Origin of the sequence: Natronococcus occultus SP4, assembly GCF_000328685.1 — an archaeon.
Taxonomy (GTDB): domain Archaea; phylum Halobacteriota; class Halobacteria; order Halobacteriales; family Natrialbaceae; genus Natronococcus; species Natronococcus occultus.
Genome location: NC_019974.1, coordinates 740,434 through 756,744, shown reverse-complemented (window position 1 = coordinate 756,744; position 16,311 = coordinate 740,434). Strand labels below are relative to the sequence as shown.

The 16,311-nt window shown below is 65.3% G+C and carries 18 protein-coding genes; 12 read left to right on the top strand and 6 right to left on the bottom strand.

What is annotated here, in order from left to right; genetic code table 11:
* Positions 1 to 31 precede the first annotated feature (31 nt).
* The 3 genes from NATOC_RS03785 to NATOC_RS03775 are packed head-to-tail and all read left to right on the top strand — an operon-like array spanning position 32 to position 2,918.
* Positions 32 to 1,678 carry a CTP synthase gene (locus NATOC_RS03785; protein ID WP_015320097.1) on the top strand — a complete coding sequence of 549 codons (1,647 nt, stop codon included), beginning with the start codon at positions 32 to 34 and terminating at the stop codon, positions 1,676 to 1,678.
* Positions 1,678 to 2,595, top strand: a complete 918-nt coding sequence (gene guaA, locus NATOC_RS03780) for a glutamine-hydrolyzing GMP synthase (protein WP_015320096.1) — start codon at positions 1,678 to 1,680, stop codon at positions 2,593 to 2,595. Before NATOC_RS03785 ends, guaA begins: the two co-directional genes overlap by 1 nt.
* Complete coding sequence (locus tag NATOC_RS03775) at positions 2,592 to 2,918, top strand: DUF7126 family protein (RefSeq protein WP_015320095.1); 327 nt, start codon at positions 2,592 to 2,594, stop codon at positions 2,916 to 2,918. The genes guaA and NATOC_RS03775 overlap by 4 nt, the downstream gene beginning before the upstream one ends.
* Before the next feature lie 385 nt (positions 2,919 to 3,303).
* Here NATOC_RS03775 and NATOC_RS03770 read toward each other — a convergent pair whose 3' ends face one another.
* Positions 3,304 to 4,026, bottom strand: a complete 723-nt coding sequence (locus tag NATOC_RS03770; protein WP_015320094.1) for a 5-formyltetrahydrofolate cyclo-ligase — start codon at positions 4,024 to 4,026, stop codon at positions 3,304 to 3,306.
* A 1-nt stretch (position 4,027) separates the two neighbouring features.
* Positions 4,028 to 4,570: a MogA/MoaB family molybdenum cofactor biosynthesis protein gene (locus NATOC_RS03765; RefSeq protein ID WP_015320093.1), complete on the bottom strand. Its 543-nt coding sequence runs from the start codon at positions 4,568 to 4,570 to the stop codon at positions 4,028 to 4,030.
* 93 nt (positions 4,571 to 4,663) lie between these two features.
* On the opposite strand from NATOC_RS03765, the gene NATOC_RS03760 reads away from it, so the two are divergent.
* The 3 genes from NATOC_RS03760 (at position 4,664) to NATOC_RS03750 (ending at position 6,733) form a co-directional block, all read left to right on the top strand.
* A complete protein-coding gene (locus tag NATOC_RS03760) occupies positions 4,664 to 5,704 on the top strand; it encodes a zinc-binding dehydrogenase (protein ID WP_015320092.1) in 1,041 nt (346 codons plus the stop codon).
* Positions 5,705 to 5,760: 56 nt separating this feature from the next.
* Positions 5,761 to 6,060 (top strand): hypothetical protein, encoded by a 300-nt coding sequence (locus tag NATOC_RS03755; RefSeq protein WP_015320091.1) that lies wholly within the window; start codon positions 5,761 to 5,763, stop codon positions 6,058 to 6,060.
* Positions 6,061 to 6,205: 145 nt separating this feature from the next.
* Positions 6,206 to 6,733, top strand: coding sequence for a CAP domain-containing protein (locus NATOC_RS03750; protein ID WP_015320090.1), 528 nt, complete (start codon positions 6,206 to 6,208; stop codon positions 6,731 to 6,733).
* Between the two features lie 191 nt (positions 6,734 to 6,924).
* Here NATOC_RS03750 and NATOC_RS03745 read toward each other — a convergent pair whose 3' ends face one another.
* Both NATOC_RS03745 and NATOC_RS03740 read right to left on the bottom strand, forming a co-directional pair.
* Positions 6,925 to 7,491, bottom strand: a complete 567-nt coding sequence (locus tag NATOC_RS03745; protein ID WP_015320089.1) for an NUDIX hydrolase — start codon at positions 7,489 to 7,491, stop codon at positions 6,925 to 6,927.
* A gap of 63 nt (positions 7,492 to 7,554) precedes the next feature.
* Positions 7,555 to 8,541 carry a diacylglycerol/lipid kinase family protein gene (locus tag NATOC_RS03740; RefSeq protein WP_015320088.1) on the bottom strand — a complete coding sequence of 329 codons (987 nt, stop codon included), beginning with the start codon at positions 8,539 to 8,541 and terminating at the stop codon, positions 7,555 to 7,557.
* Between the two features lie 53 nt (positions 8,542 to 8,594).
* Between NATOC_RS03740 and NATOC_RS03735 the strand changes: the two genes are divergently transcribed.
* The gene (locus NATOC_RS03735) at positions 8,595 to 9,305 is read left to right on the top strand and encodes a CehA/McbA family metallohydrolase (RefSeq protein WP_015320087.1); all 711 of its coding nucleotides are present in this window, start codon (positions 8,595 to 8,597) and stop codon (positions 9,303 to 9,305) included.
* 6 nt (positions 9,306 to 9,311) lie between these two features.
* Here NATOC_RS03735 and NATOC_RS03730 read toward each other — a convergent pair whose 3' ends face one another.
* On the bottom strand, positions 9,312 to 9,725 hold the full coding sequence (locus tag NATOC_RS03730; protein WP_015320086.1) for an Lrp/AsnC family transcriptional regulator: 414 nt from the start codon (positions 9,723 to 9,725) through the stop codon (positions 9,312 to 9,314).
* A gap of 101 nt (positions 9,726 to 9,826) precedes the next feature.
* On the opposite strand from NATOC_RS03730, the gene carA reads away from it, so the two are divergent.
* The 5 genes from carA (at position 9,827) to NATOC_RS22210 (ending at position 14,191) form a co-directional block, all read left to right on the top strand.
* Entirely contained in the window at positions 9,827 to 10,903 is a 1,077-nt protein-coding gene (gene carA / locus NATOC_RS03725) for a glutamine-hydrolyzing carbamoyl-phosphate synthase small subunit (protein WP_015320085.1), read from the top strand.
* Positions 10,904 to 10,973: 70 nt separating this feature from the next.
* Positions 10,974 to 11,519: a hypothetical protein gene (locus NATOC_RS03720; protein ID WP_015320084.1), complete on the top strand. Its 546-nt coding sequence runs from the start codon at positions 10,974 to 10,976 to the stop codon at positions 11,517 to 11,519.
* A gap of 91 nt (positions 11,520 to 11,610) precedes the next feature.
* Positions 11,611 to 12,471, top strand: a complete 861-nt coding sequence (locus NATOC_RS03715; RefSeq protein ID WP_015320083.1) for a universal stress protein — start codon at positions 11,611 to 11,613, stop codon at positions 12,469 to 12,471.
* Between the two features lie 740 nt (positions 12,472 to 13,211).
* The gene (locus NATOC_RS20875; protein ID WP_245549678.1) at positions 13,212 to 13,886 is read left to right on the top strand and encodes a helix-turn-helix domain-containing protein; all 675 of its coding nucleotides are present in this window, start codon (positions 13,212 to 13,214) and stop codon (positions 13,884 to 13,886) included.
* A gap of 56 nt (positions 13,887 to 13,942) precedes the next feature.
* Positions 13,943 to 14,191, top strand: a complete 249-nt coding sequence (locus NATOC_RS22210) for a HalOD1 output domain-containing protein (RefSeq protein ID WP_015320081.1) — start codon at positions 13,943 to 13,945, stop codon at positions 14,189 to 14,191.
* 384 nt (positions 14,192 to 14,575) lie between these two features.
* Here the strand turns inward: NATOC_RS22210 and purH are convergent, their stop codons facing one another.
* On the bottom strand, positions 14,576 to 16,213 hold the full coding sequence (purH, locus tag NATOC_RS03710) for a bifunctional phosphoribosylaminoimidazolecarboxamide formyltransferase/IMP cyclohydrolase (protein ID WP_015320080.1): 1,638 nt from the start codon (positions 16,211 to 16,213) through the stop codon (positions 14,576 to 14,578).
* Positions 16,214 to 16,311 lie beyond the last annotated feature (98 nt).

The window sequence follows — 16,311 nt, the reverse complement described above, 5'->3', positions numbered from 1 at the left end:
TCGTTTTCAACCGTTCGCGCGGACACTCGGTATGCCGACGGAATCGGACACTCATTATGATCCCTCGCTGGGGAACAAGTTCATTTTCGTCACCGGCGGGGTTATGTCGGGGCTCGGGAAGGGGATCACGGCCGCCAGCACCGGCCGGCTCCTGAAAAACGCCGGGTTCGACGTGACAGCGGTCAAGGTCGATCCCTACCTGAACGTCGACGCGGGGACGATGAACCCCTACCAGCACGGCGAGGTGTACGTTCTGGAAGACGGTGGGGAGGTCGACCTCGACCTGGGGAACTACGAGCGGTTCCTCGACGTCGATATGACCTCCGACCACAACATCACCACCGGGAAGACCTACCAGCACGTCATCGAGAAGGAACGGGCCGGCGACTACCTGGGAAAGACGGTCCAGATCATTCCCCACATCACCGACGACATCAAGCGACGCATTCGTGAAGCGGCGGAAGGGACCGACGTCTGTATCGTCGAGGTCGGCGGCACCGTCGGCGACATCGAGGGGATGCCCTACCTCGAGGCGCTGCGCCAGTTCGCTCACGAGGAAGACGAGGACGACATCCTCTTTACCCACGTCACGCTGGTGCCGTACTCGAAAAACGGCGAACAGAAGACGAAGCCGACCCAGCACTCGGTCAAGGAGGTCCGCTCGATCGGGCTCCAGCCCGACGTGATCGTCGGGCGCTGCGAGAACCGGCTCGAGCCCAAAACGAAAGAAAAGATCGCGCTGTTCTGTGACATTCCGACCGACGCGGTGTTTTCCAACCCCGACGTCGAGGACGTCTACCAGGTGCCCCTGATGGTCGAGGAGGAGGGGCTCGACCAGTACGTCCTCGAGCACTTCGGACTCGCGAGCGAGGCCTTGCCGGAGGGCCAGCGGGCAAACGAGTGGCGGGAGATCGTCACGACCGAGAAGTCCGAATCGGTCGACATCGCGCTGGTCGGCAAGTACGATCTCGAGGACGCATACATGTCGATCCACGAGTCGCTGAAACACGCCGGCTTCGAGCTGGGCGCCGACGTCGACGTCCGCTGGGTGGCCGCCGGCGACGTCGCCGACGGTCACGACGGCCAGCTCGCCGACGTCGACGGGATCATCGTCCCCGGCGGATTCGGGATGCGCGGCTCCGAGGGGAAGATCGAGGCAGTCCAGTACGCCCGCGAGAACGACGTCCCGTTCCTCGGGCTCTGTCTCGGCTTCCAGATGGCGGTCGTCGAGTACGCCCGGAACGTGCTGGGGCTCGAGGACGCCCACTCCGCGGAGATGAACGAGGAGACGCCCCACCCGGTCATTGACATCCTGCCCGAGCAGTACGAGGTCGAGGATATGGGCGGGACGATGCGGCTGGGAGAGCACACGACGGTGATCGAGCCCGAGACGCTAGCTTACGAGCTGTACGGCGACACGTCCTGTGAGGAACGCCACCGCCACCGCTACGAGGTCAACCCCGAGTACTTCGATCGGTTCGAGGACGAACCCCTGCAGTTCTCGGGGACTGCGGGCAACCGGATGGAGATCCTCGAGCTCGATACCCATCCGTACTTCCTGGGGACGCAGTTCCACCCCGAGTACACGTCTCGACCCGGCCAGCCGAGCCCGCCATTCGTGGGCCTGCTCGAGGCCGCGGTCGATCGAACCAAATCCGAAACCGAGGCAACCCACTGATGGTCGATACAGATACGTTCGTTCCGGAAGCAGTCGAAGAGATCGAAAACGAAGTCGGCGACGCGAACGCGGTCATCGCCCTCTCGGGCGGCGTCGACTCCTCCGTCGCGGCCGCACTGGCCTACGAGGCCATCGGCGACCAACTCACCCCCGTCTACGTCGACACGGGGCTGATGCGAAAGGGCGAGACCGATGGGATTCGCGAGACGTTCGACTACATGGATTCCCTGCGGGTCATCGACGCGAAAGACCGCTTCCTCGAGAAGCTCGCGGGCGTCACCGACCCCGAGGAGAAACGCGCCGCGATCGGCGAACAGTTCATCCGGGAGTTCGAGCGCGAGGCCACAGACGCGGACGCGGACTACCTCGTTCAGGGGACGATCTACCCCGACCGAATCGAGAGCGAGGGCGGGATCAAGTCCCACCACAACGTCGGCGGTCTGCCGGAGGTCGTCGACTTCGAGGGGATCGTCGAACCCGTCCGCGATCTGTACAAAGACGAGGTCCGTGAGGTCGCACGTCACCTCGGGCTCGAGGAGATCGTCGCCGAGCGGATGCCGTTCCCCGGTCCCGGGCTCGCCGTGCGCGTGATCGGCGAGGTCACCGAGGAGAAACTCGAGGTCGCTCGTCACGCCTGCCATGTCGTCGAGGAGGAGCTCGAGGAGTACGAGCCCTGGCAGGCTCTGGCCGCGGTGATCGGCAAGGCAACGGGCGTGAAAGGCGACAACCGAGTCCACGGCTGGGTCGTCTCGGTTCGGTCGGTCGAATCCCGCGACGGGATGACCGCCCGCGCCCAGGAGCTCGACTGGGAGACCCTCCAGCGCATCCAGTCCCGGATCACCGGCGAGAACGAGAACGTCGCGCGGGTCGTCTACGACGTCACCCACAAACCGCCCGCGACCATCGAGTACGAATGAGCACGACGGCCATCGTCGCCGGCCCCGACGAGGACGGGATCGGCGACGCCCTCGAGGCCGAGGGCGTCGACGTCGCTCGAGTCAACGGCGTGCTCTCGCGACCGACCCTCGAGGAGGCGGGCGTCCTCGAGGCGGACCTGTACGTGCTGACCGATATCGATCAGGCGACGACGATTCCGATCGTCTGTGACCTCAACGACGACGTTCGCACGGTCGCGTACGGCGAGCGGACGGTGCCGGAGTTCGTCCGCGGGCAGCTCGATCTGGCACTCGACCCGCAGCTGATGGACGCGGCGCTGGTCGCCGAGGAGCTGGTCGGCTGACCCGTCTCCGGGGGATCGAACCGACGGCAACCAGGGTCGAAACAACACCTTACCACCAGTACAGCTGCCGTGAACTGTCTCCGTCGCGGTTTCGTGTGGATAAACTCGAGTTAAGTCCGCGGGAATTCGATATAAGACAGCTATACCGACTCCCCCGTTCAAGTGGTTCCCGACGCTATGGACGGATGGAGGTCGACGGGCAGACCCCACCAAGTGGCACTGATCTGCCAACCCGTGACTTCCAGCAACCCCACCACAGCACCCTTCCCCCACATTGCCATACCGTTATCCGCTTGATGGGTGACGCGGGTTCCCTGCACCGGCCCGCGTCACCGTTGCGTTGCTGTCGGGACACGTATCGTGTCCCAGTATGGCTCTTCGCGACCTACTCCTCGAGTCGACCGTCCCGAAGCCGCTGTAACACCGGAATCTCCTCGAGCCGTTCGTCCGAAAGTAGTTCCCAGTCGATCCCGCCGGGCTGTGAGCCACGCTCCGGTCGACGGACCGTCTCGGGTGTGATCAGCAGATCCATCGTGACGTCGTGGTCGCCGGTCGCGACCGCGTCCGCGATCAGCTGGCGGTCGTGGATCGTCGTCGCGACCGTCGTCGACTCGTCGACGAGGTCGAGCTCCCGGAGGACGGCGTACTCGAGGTCGCTGTACCCCTCACCCTTGCCGATCCGATCGCCCGAGGACGTGACGGCGACGCTGCCGGAGACGACGAGATCGATCTCCTCGACGGCTTCCGGGCCGACCTGCTGGCCATGCTCGGAGGAGCCCGAGACCGTCGTCGCCGCGTCGTAGTCCTCGAGAACGTCGGGGTCGAGCTTCAGGAAGCACCGCTCGTCGCGCAGGCGCGGGACGGCCATGTAGACGGTCTTGCCCGCCCGGAGCGCACGGCGACGAACCGGGAGCTGGGGAGCGTCGGGGTTGGCCTTGATCGCCGTTGCGGCCTCCCATTCGGGCTGGTCGGCCAGCCTGTCGGCGGCCTCCTCGGCGCCGGCGAAGTTCGGGATCCGGCCGTGGGGCGGGAACGGGAACCGGGCGACGCCGCTCTCCTCGAGATCGTCCCAGATCCGCTCGCGGATCGCCTGTTTGTCCTCGGCCATGCTACTCCTCCTGGATCTCCTTTTCGATCCCGGGGTCGGCGACCGTCGCCTCGGACCGCGCCAGCGAGACGAGATGCCCGGCCTCCGGCAGGAGGAGCTTCTCGAGTCCGAGCCGGACGGCGTCGCGGTTTCCGGGGAGACAGAACACCGGAACGCCACCGGAAACGCCCGCGAGCGTTCGAGCCGCGACGGCGTGGGAGCCGAAGGCCTCGTAGGAAAGCGTCGCGAACAGATCGTCGAACGTCGACAGCTCCTTGTCGAGCAGCGGTCGCACCGCCTCGAGGGTGATATCGTCGGGTTCGATGCTGGTCGCCCCGCTCGTGACCACCAGATCGACGTCGTCGCGATCGATCATCCGCGAGACGATCGACTGGACCTTGTCGTGGTCCGAGCCAACGTGTTCTCGCATCGGTACCTCGTGGCCGCGTTCCTCGAGGACGTCCTCGATCGTCTCGCCGGCCGCGTCGGTACTGAGCGATCGATCCGTCGCGATCGTGACGACGCCAATTCTGGGGAGTTCGTCGGCGGGCTCGGTCATCTCCATACCGGCAGTTGTGCGGGCAAGCGGTAAAGGAATCGCGGACCGTACCGAAGCCGGCCCAACTGTTATGCCGGTCGTTTCCGTCGGATGGCGTGTATGCAAGCGGTCAAAGTAACCGAGCACGGCGGGACCGACGTCATCGAGTACGGCGACTACCCCGACCCCGAGGTCGGCCGCGACGAGGTGCTGGTCGACGTCAAGGCGGGTGCGTTGAACCACCTCGACGTCTGGGTTCGCCGTGGGTTGCCGACGCTGGACCTCGAGATGCCCCACGTCCCCGGCAGCGACGCCGCGGGCGTCGTCGACGACGTCGGCGAGGACGTCACCCGGTTCGCGCCGGGCGACCGCGTCGCGGTCACCGCGGGGGTTCACTGCGGGGACTGTGAGTTCTGTCGGAGCGGGGATCCGACCCTGTGTGTCAACTTCCACCTGATCGGCGAGCACGTCCCCGGAGTCCACTCCGAGTACGCCGCGGTCCCCGAGGACAACCTCATCCCGGTCCCGGCGGACGTCGACTGGGTCACCGCGGGCTCGACGTCGCTCGTCTTCCAGACCGCCTGGCGGCTGCTGATCGACCGCGCCGACATCGAGGCCGGCGAGAAGGTCCTCGTGTTGGGGGCAAGCGGCGGCGTCGGCCACGCTGCGGTCCAGATCGCCGACTACGCGGGCGCGGAGGTGTACGCGACCGGGAGCACCGAGGCGAAGCTCCAGCACGCCCGCGACCTCGGCGCCGACCACGTCGTCAACTACGAGCAACAGAACTTCGCGGAGTGGGTCCGCAGCGAGACGGGCAACCGGGGTGTCGACGTCGTCGTCGACTACATCGGGGCGGGCACCTGGCGGGACTCGATCAAGAGCCTCGCGAAGAACGGGCGGCTGGTCACCTGCGGGGGGACCGCGGGCGGGAACCCCGAGACGGACATCCCGCGGATCTTCTGGAACCAGCTCCAGATCATCGGCTCGACGATGGGCACGCCGGGGCAGGTCGATGACGTGATGGAACTCGTCTGGGACGGCACCTTCGAGCCCGCGATCCGCGAGGTGCTCCCGATGAGCGAGACCGCCCGCGCCCACGAGATCATCGAGTCCCGAGAGGGCTTTGGCAAGGTCGCCGTTCGCCCCGACAGCGAGCTGTAGTCGGCCGACGGCCACGAACCGTGACTGCTTTGGCGGTCGGCTCGCAAGCTCCGGACGTGACATCGAGCGACGACGGCGGCTACGTTCACGACCCCTCGACGTTCGACGACGACGGGGAGACCAGCGACGACGCCGACTGGGTCGAGACGCCCGCCCACCCCGAGACGGCCGACCGGGAGTTCGACTGGCGCGGCTGGACGCTGGTCGCCGTCATCGTTTTCGCGTTCATCATCGCGCCCGGGATCATCCTGCTGTGGCCCCCGGCGACCGATTACCTGTTCGCGCTAATCGTCCTGCCGCTGATCCCTGCAGTCCTGCTTGCAGTGACGGCCGTCTGGGCGACGACCCGGCCCTGAGAACTCGGCGACACCGGTCCATCGATCGTCGCAGTCCCGCCGCATCACCACTTTCTCCGAGTTGCAACTATCGTCGAATCTTATGGTTATCCCATTGATGTTAGCTCGAATATAGTAAATATCCAGTAGCGATCGGTGGGTAAGTATGGTACGCGACACACGCCGATCGTTCGTACGGAACGCAGCTACCCTCGTTGCCGGAAGCGCCGCGCTCGGTGCCGCCGGCGCGAGCGGGGTCGCCGCGAGCGACCGCGAGTACGAGGCCGCCGTCGAGACGGCGATCCACGACCGCGTCAACGCCGTTCGCGCCGAGCACGGGCTCGACCCCCTCTCCTACCGCGAGGACCTCGCGGCGGCCGCGGCCTCCCACAGCCAGGATATGGCCGAGCGCAGCTACCTGTCACACACCTCGCCGGAGGGCGAGACGATGACCGACCGGTACGAGCGGTTCGACGTCGACTGCTGGGGACGGGCCGAGAACGTCCTGTACAACTACGCGAGCGACGAGTCACCGACGGCGGCCGCACGACGGAGCGTCGACCAGTGGATGGGAAGCGACGGCCACCGCCGGAACGTTCTCTCGACGTCCTGGACCGCCGAGGGGATCGGCGCCGCAGTCGCCGACGACGGACGGCTGTACGTGACCCAGAACTTCGGCTCGAACTGCCGCTGAGGGCCGTCGTCACTCGACAGCTCCACTCGTTTTTCGAGGCCCGGGAGCGTCACGGATGCTCACAGCGGTTCCCATCCGGACGGCCCGACGAACCGGGCGACTGCTACGCCGCCGCTAACCCGCGTTCGGACAGGCAAACGCGGTTCGGCCGACCGTAAGGCGAGTTTCGAGATCCGAAACCGTCCTCGGTACTACTCCGAACGGACGTCCCGACGCATCGCGATCTCGAACCACGGACAGAGACGGAGCTGTCGGTACCACTCGGGGTTCTGGTGGAGTCGCTCGTAGGGAACCCACAACAGGCCGGCGACCTCGTCCCTGTCGGGATCGAGCGTGCGATCCGACAGCGTCAGCTTCAGGACGGAACAGACCTCGTGTTCGACGCCCGCGTTCTCGAAGTAGCGCTTGTACTCGAAGCGGTCGGTGATCCGCAGATCGTCGTACTGGTCGGGTGTAACGCCCAGTTCCTCCTCGAGGCGCTGGCGGGTCGCCTCCTCCTGGCTCTGTCCTTGCACGGGGTGGGAGGCGACGGTGCCGTCCCAGTGAGTCCCCCAGAGGCGCTTGCCCGGCGCGCGCTGGGCCAGTAGGATGTTGTCGTCCCGGTCGAAAACGAGCGCGGTAAACGCCCGGTGGCGGATCCCGTCACCGGTGTGGGCCTCGAGGCGGTTGACGAGTTCGAGTTCGGTGTCGTCCTCGTCGACGGCGATCACGTCCTGCCGTGCGTTTTCGTGGGCGTCCTCGTCCTGTGGCGTACTCATACCGACACAATCACAGCGGCTCCTGAAACCAGTATCGTCTCCGACCGTCCGGTCTCAGCCGTGTCACTCCCCGCTGACGTCTGGATCCGGCCGGTAGCGATCGCCGACGACGACCTCGAGCGTCGTCGCGGTCGTCTCCAGCGAGAGCGTCTCCGCGGCGAGCATCTCGCCGTCGAGACTGTACTCTATCGGCTCGTCGCGCAGGCTCTCGAGGGTCAGCGACGGCACCCGGTGACGGACGATACGGCGCTCGTCGCGCTCGAACACTCTCGCGAGTGCCGCCTCGCCGACGAGGTCGGTCGTCGAGGCGTTCTCGACGATCGTCACCTCGAACAGACCGTCCTCGACGTGGGCCTGGGTGTGGCCAGTGCCGCCGAAGCGCCGACAGTTCCCGACGAGGACGAGCATCGCCTCGCCGGTCCACGTGCGACGGCTACTCCCGCCGCAGTCCTCGGGCTTCGGATCGAGCGTTGCTCGGATCGGCAGGGAGTCAAACGAGGTGATCGTTTCGAGTGTTCGGCCGACGTACGCGAGCACGCCGAACCGTCGCTTCTCGCTCGGCGTCGTCGCGGCGCTTGCTTCCGCCGTGAGGCCGCCCACACAGGAGTTGACGAACGCCCGCCCGTTCGCGGTGCCGAGATCGATCCGTCGTCGCCGACCCGTATCGATCGCCTCGAAGGCCGACTCGACGCTGTCGACGCCAACGTTCGACGCGAAGTTGTTGCCCGTTCCCGTCGGAACGACTGCCAGCGTCGTCTCCGCGAACGCGTCGGCCTCGAGGACGCCGTTGACGACCTCGTTGATCGTTCCGTCGCCGCCGGACGCGACGACGAGTTCGGCGCCGTCGGCCGCGGCCTCCCGGGCGAATCGAACCGCATCCCCCTCCTGTTCGGTGATTCGAACCACAAAGTCTCGCTCGCGGGCGAGCGCACGGACCTGATCGACGTGGTCTTCGGTTCCGCTTGCCGGGTTACAGACGACGACGTGCTTCGCGTCAGGCGCTGTGTCCGGTCCGCTCGTCCGTCCGACTCGCTCGGCGTCTCCGTTCATACGTGGCGCTATGAGTCAGAAGATCAAAACGGCCAGTTCACGTTTCCCTAGATATGTTCGCTGTCGACCTCCACGCTCACACGCGGTTCTTCCACGGCCATCGCCGTCTCGGGGATCGGTTCGACCCCTACGGGTTCCGGCTGCTCGCACGAGCGATCGACGTCCGCGGACTCGACGGCGTCGCCACGACGAACCACGACTACTACACGCCGTTTTCGTCCGCGCGCGTGACGGTGATCCCCGGAATCGAGGTGTCGACGACCCGCGGGCACGTCCTCGTTGTCGGCCCCGATCCGCCGGCCGAGACGGTGCCGGGTGAGTACACGCCCGCGGAGGTCGTCGAGCTGGCCCACGACCGGGGCTGTGCGGCGATCGTCGCTCACCCCTACCGCGACAGCACGATCAGGGAACTCGATGAGTTGCCGTTCGACGCGATCGAGATCAACGGCAAACACCCCCGGACCGAGCGACTGGTCCAGCAACTGGCCGAACGCCACGAGCTGCCCCTGGTCGGGGGCAGCGACGCCCACTACCCCTTCGAGGCGGGGCGGGCGTACACGCGGATCGACGCCGCCGAGCTCACACCCGAGGCGGTCGTCGAGGCGATCCGGGACGGCCGGGTCGAGCCTCGAGTCGCAACTGGACGGTCCGACCGCGCGCTGCGGCGGCTCTACCGCACGATTCATGCCCGGAAACATCCCGACGGACTGCTGTCGGATCCGTCCCCCGGCGTGGGCGACCCTCCGGAGCCCGACGATCCATGACCGCCGTCAACCGAGCTGCTCGTCCAGAATCAGCCGCGTCTGGGTGCTGACGACCTCTTCCTGGTCGCGAGCCTGCGTGATGAGGTCGTTGACCCCGCGGGTGTCGGCGGCGTCGACGACCAGTACGATGTCTTGCTCGCCCGAGACCATCCAGACGAAATCGACCTCCTCCCACTCGGCCATCCGTTCCGAGACGACCTTGGTGTCGACGTCGACGGCGACGCTGACCTCGATCATCGCCTTGACGTTGCCCGTATGGGTCGATATCGTAAACCGCTCGATCACCCCCTCCTCCATCATCCGTTCGACGCGGTTTCGTACCGTTCCCTCGCTCGTCCCGACCTCGTCGGCGATCTCGGTGTACGGCGTCCGGGCGTCCCGCCGCAGCGTATCGAGGATCTGTCGGTCCAGCTCGTCCATGAGATGCGTGAGTACCACCGACCCGCACTTACCGATTACGAAATTCGTAACTGAGTTTCGAAGGCAACACTTATGACCCGTTATCCAATACGTAGTTCGTAATGACAGCTGCCTACGTTGCGCTGGAGGGTGGCCACGTGATCGAGGGCCGTGGTCGCGCTCCGGGAACGGCCCGTGGCGAACTGGTTTTCACGACGGCCTACACCGGCTACGAGGAGAGTCTGACCGATCCGTCCTACGAGGAGCAGGTCCTTACCTTCTCGTACCCGCTGATCGGAAACTACGGCGTCCGCGAGGAGCGGTTCGAGGACGACCGCGTTCACCCCCGCGCCGTCCTCTCCCGAGAGCTCACCGAGGACGTCGCCGACTGGCTCGAGAGCGAGGGCGTTCCCGCCATGGACCACCTCGACACCCGTGAGGTCGTCACCGACATCCGCGACGAGGGCGCAATGAAGTGCGGCATCGCCGTCGGCGAGGACGTCTCCGAGGAGGACGCCCTGGCCGAACTGGAGGCCTGCAAGGAGATGAGCGAGCACACCGAGATCGGCGCCCAGGTCAGCGTCGACGAGCCCGAGGTCCACGGCGCCGGCAACGACGGCGCGACCGTCACGCTGATCGACTGCGGTGCGAAGGGCTCGATCGTCAGCTCGCTGGTCGAGCGCGACGCCGAGGTCCACGTCCTGCCCTACGACGCCGGCGTCGAGGACGTCGCGGCCGTCGACCCCGACGTCCTGTTCATCTCGAACGGCCCGGGTGATCCGGTCAACTTCGAGCCGACCATCGAACTCGTCGAGGAGTACGTCGGCGAGGCACCGATCGCCGGCATCTGTCTCGGCCAGCAGATCGTCGCCGAGGCGCTCGGCGGCAGCACCGAGAAGATGGCCTTCGGCCACCGCGGCGTCAACCAGCCCGTGCTCGATCTCGACTCGGGTCGCGTTGTTATGACGACCCAGAACCACGGCTACGCTGTCGCGGAGCCGGGCGAGCACCTCGAGGTCACGCAGATCAACGTCAACGACGACACGCCCGAGGGGCTCGACGGGATCGAACACGACATCCTCACCCGCCAGTACCACCCCGAAGCCAACCCCGGCCCCGAGGACACCCTCGACTTCTTCGACGACGTCCTCGCGATGGCCGGCGACCGAAGCCAGCGAGCCGTTCCCGCGGACGACTGAGACACGTCGTTTCGCCCGTCGGGATTCGAACCCGGAACGTTGAACAGCTCCGGGCCCGGGGATTCGACCGATGGAGCGTCCGCTCGGCCTTGCGAGTTTCGTCCACCAGCGCCGTCTCGAGCACGCGCTGACGGTCGTCGGCGCCGTGATCGTCTTCTGGCTCGCGTACTTCGGTGCTGTCGGCGCGGTCTACGGCGAGCTCTCGGTGCTGGCACCCGCGACGAGCGTCGACCAACAGCGGGTCGGCGGCGTCGCCGGCTCGATCGCCGTCTGGACCTACTTCGGGATCGCGTTCATCCGTGGCTACGGCGGGCCCGTCCTGAACGCCGTCGCCTACCCTCTCGCGATCGTCCTGCTCGCTCCCTTCCTCGGTCGGTGGCTCCTGTTCGGTCCCGACCTCGCCGGCCTGACCGCTCGGTTCGTCGGCGTCTTCGTCCTCGAGCCGCTTCTCACCGCCGCGCTGATCGTGTTCCCCGGGCTCGGGGCATTCGTGACCGTACTGGCTGTCTGGGCGGCAGTGCTCGACGACACGGACCGACGGGCGTGGGAACGCCGCCACCTCCCCGAGGCGTTCCGCGAGGCGTTCGTCGACGAGGAGCGCTCCCGCGACCGATGACCGCAAGAGACCGGCTCCGACTCGCGAACACCCGCTCGCGCTGCTGGGAGAGGCTACTTGTCGCTGCGCGAGGACGGTGCGGATAGTTGCCATGCCGGCAGATCGTCTGCTCGTTCCCGTCGCCAACCCCGAAACCGCGGATCGCCTGCTCGATACCGCGATCGATATCGCGACCGATCGCGACCTCGAGATCCTCGTCCTCTCGGTCGTCACCGTTCCGATGCAGGTCCCCCTCGGGGAGGCACGACGCCGGTTCGACGTCGACGATCAGAAGGACCTGGTCAACGAGGCCGTCGAGCGAACCCGGAGCGACGGCGTTTCCGCGACGGGTCGGATCCAGTTTGGCCGGAGCGTCGCCGAGAGCGTCCGCGGGGTTGCCGACGCCGAGGACGTCGCGACGATCCTGCTTGGCTGGCGCGGTCGCCCCCGCCGACGGGACGTCGTCCTGGGGAGCCACATCGACGACGTCCTGGCGGACGCGCCGTGTGACGTCCTCGTCAAGCGTATCGATCGGGATCGCCACGCCGTCGCCTCCGTCCTCGTCCCCGTCGCCGGCGGCCCCAACACGGCGTTCGCCGCCGAAACCGCGGGTTCGCTGGCCCGCGCCCACGACGCCCGGATCGAACTCGTCACCGTCGTCCCCGACCGCGAGGAGGAGACCGTCGCCGAGGCGAGGACGCTGCTCGATCGCACCGCGCCCGCGCTGGGTGCCGTCGAATCGGTCACACAGAACGTCCTCGAGGGGTCGGTCGTCGAGACGATCGTCGACCGCTCGGGCGAGCACGACGTGACCGTCGTCGGCGCGGCCGAGGGCGGGTTTCTCCGCCGGGCGCTGGTCGGAGACGTCCCCGAGGCGATCGCTCGCGACGCCGAAGGCGCGGTGTTGATGGCCAAGCGAACGCAGGCCGTTCCGGAGGCGCTGTGGCGGCGGCTGCGGGATCGGCTCCGCTGAGGGAACTCGCGGTTCGGATCCGGACACAGTTCGACCGAACGGTGTCAACGACGACACGACACGAAAACGAAGGTGAGGAAGTGCGGAAGCGTGAGCTGACTCCGTGTGGAGATATCCAATCCGTCTCACGGGCGCAGAGGGCGCCGATGGGACGGACTGTCCGTCAGCCAGCCTCGAAATCGGGGAGTCGAACGTATCGCTCCGACTCTCGTGTTGGAAGTCCTCGATTGGAACGTCAGTGGCGGGGGCTTCCGTGTGGGCCCACCAAGTGCGAGAGCCGACCGACAAACCCACGAGTGAACCCCTGGGTAGCCGACCCTCCGCGTCCGCTGTTCTTCTCAAGTTCGTCTCTCCCCCGTGACGATCGGGTGCCAAAATGAAAGCTGAGGAACATCTTCCCAAAGTCCGCCCGATGTCCACGAGCCTGGGAGAGATGTTCCTCACAAGCTTGTTATCTTCCTCTTATATAATTTAGCTCAGTGAGTGACAAACGTTTTAATTCGGGGGTAGTATTCAGCCGCGAGTCTGAGCTGACTGGATTGCTCGCTAAGTTCCTCTTGAGGACTCGATATCGTCGGGACAATCGCGCTCCGTACTCCTGATAGCGTTACCAGCAGCGCTTACAATTCCTCTATCATCTATCAATTTCTCGCACGAAGAATAGAAAGTATGTTCAACAACGGAAATTACATATTTATACCACGTTAGGAAAACTCTATCTACGAAGAAGACACAGTCGAATGCTGATGGGCCTTATAGGGAAAGCGGAAGTAGGTCCACCGCCGGGACAGGCTGCTCTGGAACGCGTTCCTGAGATGGAACTGCTTTTCGAAGACATCCGTTCGAAAGGTGACGAACCGTGGAAGATTATCGTCTGGGCAACGGGAGGCGATTTTAAAAAGTTTGAAAACGCGCTCGCTGCGGATCCGACAATCGATAGCTATGATTCCCTAACCGAATTGCCGGAGAAACGTCTCTATCGGCTAAAGCTGTCGGATGAGGGGCAGCGCCAAACAGTCCATTCAGTTTCAGTAGAACACGACATAACGCTTATTAGTATTACTGCGACGGCTGAACGGGAAGAGGTTTTAGCTCGATTTCCATCACGCGATGCCATTGTGCGGTTGCGAGAGGCCTGTCTCGAACGAGATCGCCGATTCGAATTACTCAACCTCTACGAAGAAAAACCGTCGGAAAGTGACGGAGGATTTGAAAGCCGATACGGTATTACGTCCGGGCAAAAGGAGGCTCTTCTTACTGCCCTCGAGAAAGGGTATTTCCATATACCGAGGGAGACAACGATGGATGAGGTCGCCGAGGAACTCGGTATCTCTACATCTGCTCTGTCAACTCGTCTTCGGCGTGGACAGCAAACACTGCTTCTTCAGACGTTGGCCCAAGAAGGGTCTATATAAACACCGAAGAGGGTGAGGCCCGCGAAATACGGACGACCACGGTCGACTATCAAGTGATGACAACGGGATTGGTAGAGCACAACCAAAGTACGCCAGTAATCGCTGTAATCGAAGCCGTAGCAGGAGCAACCGACAGTGACCCACTGAACCTCCCGCCACTATACGAATCCGTGGATCCAGACGCATTGAATACGCTTTTTAATGGATCCGAAACAGGCACCCAAGTGGCGTTCGAATACGCAGGTTTGGAGGTGGTCGTACAGGGGGAAGAGGTGGAAGTAGAACCACTTCAGGGAGAGCTCTGATTCAGGTGTTCGACTTCAACACAGAGCTGGTGGAAATTTGTTGGCTTTTCAGCCTTACTGATTGAGCTACCCACCGCTAAAGCGGTGAGACTCAGCGTGGACTCCCGTTCTGGCCTCAGCTGAGCCAGGAAAGTAGCCTCCGTTCACGTTCAGCATCCCGCTGTTCAAACGCTCTCGTTCGCGCGGCCCGCGTCTCCAGTTCCGCGCCCGCGCAAAAACCTAGCCCCGTTCGCGGCTGCTAATCGTGGCGGAAACTGCGCTGGCCGGTAAACGCCATCGCGGCATCCACCTTTTTCGACTCGGGCTCCCTCACTTCGTTCGTCCGCCACTCGCCGAAAAATCTGGACCAAAAATCCGCTCACTCGCTTCGCTCGCTCGCGGCTGCTAATCGTGGCGGAAACTGCGCTGGCCGGTAAACGCCATCGCCATCCCGTGCTCGTCTGCGGCCTCGATGACGTCCTCGTCGTTGACCGAGCCGCCGGGCTGGATCACGGCCTCGATCCCCGCCTCGGCGGCCTCCTCGATGCCGTCGGGGAACGGGAAGAACGCGTCGGAGGCCATCACGGCGCCCTCGGCGTTTTTCCCCTCCGCGTGCTCGTCGGCCTTCATCGCCGCGAGCCGGACCGCGTCGACCCGGGAGACCTGTCCCATCCCGACGCCGACGGTCTCGGTGCCCTGTGCGAGGAGGATCCCGTTTGACTTGACGTGTTTCAGCGTCTGCCAGGCGAACACCATCGACTCGAGTTCCACCTCGGTCGGCTCGCGCTCGGTGACGACCTCGAAGTCCTCGGCCGAGATCGACTGGAAGTCCCGCTCCTGGACGAGGCGACCGCCAACCAGCGGCTTCTCGGTGAACCGCTCGGTCGACGCCCCGATCTCGCCGACGTCCAGCACCCGCAGGTTCTCCTTCTCGCGGAGGACCTCGAGGGCGTCCTCGGTGTAGCCCGGCGCGACGACGACCTCCTTGAACGAGTCGATCACTAGCTCGGCGGTCGCGGCGTCACACTCCCGGTTGAGGGCGACGATACCCCCGAAAGCGCTCATCGGATCCGTCGAGAGCGCTCGCTCGTATGCCGCCGTGAGAGTGTCGGCCGTCGCACAGCCCGCAGGGTTCGTGTGTTTGATCACCGCGGCCGCGGGCTCGTCGAACTCTTTGACGAGGTTCAGGGCGCCGTCGGCGTCGTTGTAGTTGTTGTACGACAGCGCCTTCGCGCCCTCGTTCAACTGGTCGGCGTGGACGACGCTTGCCTCGTCGCAGGTGTAGTCGGCGTACACCGCGGCGTTCTGGTGGGGGTTCTCGCCGTACCGGAGCGTGGCAGCGCGGTCGTTCGAGACGAGTCGCCGCGCGGGCAGTCCGTCGTGGGCCGCGTCCTCCGGGCTCGAGACGTCGGCGTCGACCGTCACCTCGCCCGCCTCGAGGTCCACGTCGACGGCGTCCTCGGCGAACCACTTCACCGCCCGCGGATACGCCCGGAACTCGCCCTCGTAGAGGACGCGTTCCTTCAGCTGGTCCTCGTCGTCGCCCTCGTAGATCGGGACCGGCTCCTGGGTGACGATTGGGCCCGCGTCGACCTCCGTCTCGATGACCTCGCCGTCCGCGTCGGTTGCGTCGGTGACGACGTGGACCGTACAGCCCGTGACCGAGACGCCCGCCTCGAGCGCGTCGCCCCAGGCGTCCGTGCCGGGGAAGGCAGGCAGCAGCGAGGGGTGGACGTTCAACGTTGTCGGCTGGGCCTCGAGGAAGGTATCCGAGAGGATCCGCATGTAGCCGTCCAGACAGACCAGGTCGAACGCGTGGTCGGCGAGCGCCTCGGTGACCGCCTGCTCGTGCTCGCGACGGCCCATTCCGTCTTCGAGAGGGACGACCTCGGTTGGAATCCCGCGCTCGGCCGCGTCCTCGAGGACGGGTGCGTCCTCGTCGTCGGTGAGGACGACCGCCAGCTCGGCCCCGCCGGGGCGACGGTCGGCGACGTTCAACAGGTTCCGTCCTCGGTTGCCGGCCAGTCCGGCGATTCTGGTCATGGTCGAATCCCTGACCGCGAAGGGGAAAGCCGTTGCGGTCTCGGCCGTCGAGTTATGCACAATCGAGGATTACTACGGCAGTATTTCGGCTTCGAACC

Bases quoted from the DNA above. Each gene is read 5' to 3' on its own strand.
- NATOC_RS03785 (WP_015320097.1), top strand. From the start codon at position 32: ATGCCGACGGAATCGGACACTCATTATGATCCCTCGCTGGGGAACAAG.
- guaA (WP_015320096.1), top strand. From the start codon at position 1,678: ATGGTCGATACAGATACGTTCGTTCCGGAAGCAGTCGAAGAGATCGAA.
- NATOC_RS03775 (WP_015320095.1), top strand. From the start codon at position 2,592: ATGAGCACGACGGCCATCGTCGCCGGCCCCGACGAGGACGGGATCGGC.
- NATOC_RS03770 (WP_015320094.1), bottom strand. From the start codon at position 4,026: ATGGCCGAGGACAAACAGGCGATCCGCGAGCGGATCTGGGACGATCTC.
- NATOC_RS03765 (WP_015320093.1), bottom strand. From the start codon at position 4,570: ATGGAGATGACCGAGCCCGCCGACGAACTCCCCAGAATTGGCGTCGTC.
- NATOC_RS03760 (WP_015320092.1), top strand. From the start codon at position 4,664: ATGCAAGCGGTCAAAGTAACCGAGCACGGCGGGACCGACGTCATCGAG.
- NATOC_RS03750 (WP_015320090.1), top strand. From the start codon at position 6,206: ATGGTACGCGACACACGCCGATCGTTCGTACGGAACGCAGCTACCCTC.
- NATOC_RS03745 (WP_015320089.1), bottom strand. From the start codon at position 7,491: ATGAGTACGCCACAGGACGAGGACGCCCACGAAAACGCACGGCAGGAC.
- NATOC_RS03740 (WP_015320088.1), bottom strand. From the start codon at position 8,541: ATGAACGGAGACGCCGAGCGAGTCGGACGGACGAGCGGACCGGACACA.
- NATOC_RS03735 (WP_015320087.1), top strand. From the start codon at position 8,595: ATGTTCGCTGTCGACCTCCACGCTCACACGCGGTTCTTCCACGGCCAT.
- NATOC_RS03730 (WP_015320086.1), bottom strand. From the start codon at position 9,725: ATGGACGAGCTGGACCGACAGATCCTCGATACGCTGCGGCGGGACGCC.
- carA (WP_015320085.1), top strand. From the start codon at position 9,827: ATGACAGCTGCCTACGTTGCGCTGGAGGGTGGCCACGTGATCGAGGGC.
- NATOC_RS03720 (WP_015320084.1), top strand. From the start codon at position 10,974: ATGGAGCGTCCGCTCGGCCTTGCGAGTTTCGTCCACCAGCGCCGTCTC.
- NATOC_RS03715 (WP_015320083.1), top strand. From the start codon at position 11,611: ATGCCGGCAGATCGTCTGCTCGTTCCCGTCGCCAACCCCGAAACCGCG.
- NATOC_RS20875 (WP_245549678.1), top strand. From the start codon at position 13,212: ATGCTGATGGGCCTTATAGGGAAAGCGGAAGTAGGTCCACCGCCGGGA.
- NATOC_RS22210 (WP_015320081.1), top strand. From the start codon at position 13,943: ATGACAACGGGATTGGTAGAGCACAACCAAAGTACGCCAGTAATCGCT.
- purH (WP_015320080.1), bottom strand. From the start codon at position 16,213: ATGACCAGAATCGCCGGACTGGCCGGCAACCGAGGACGGAACCTGTTG.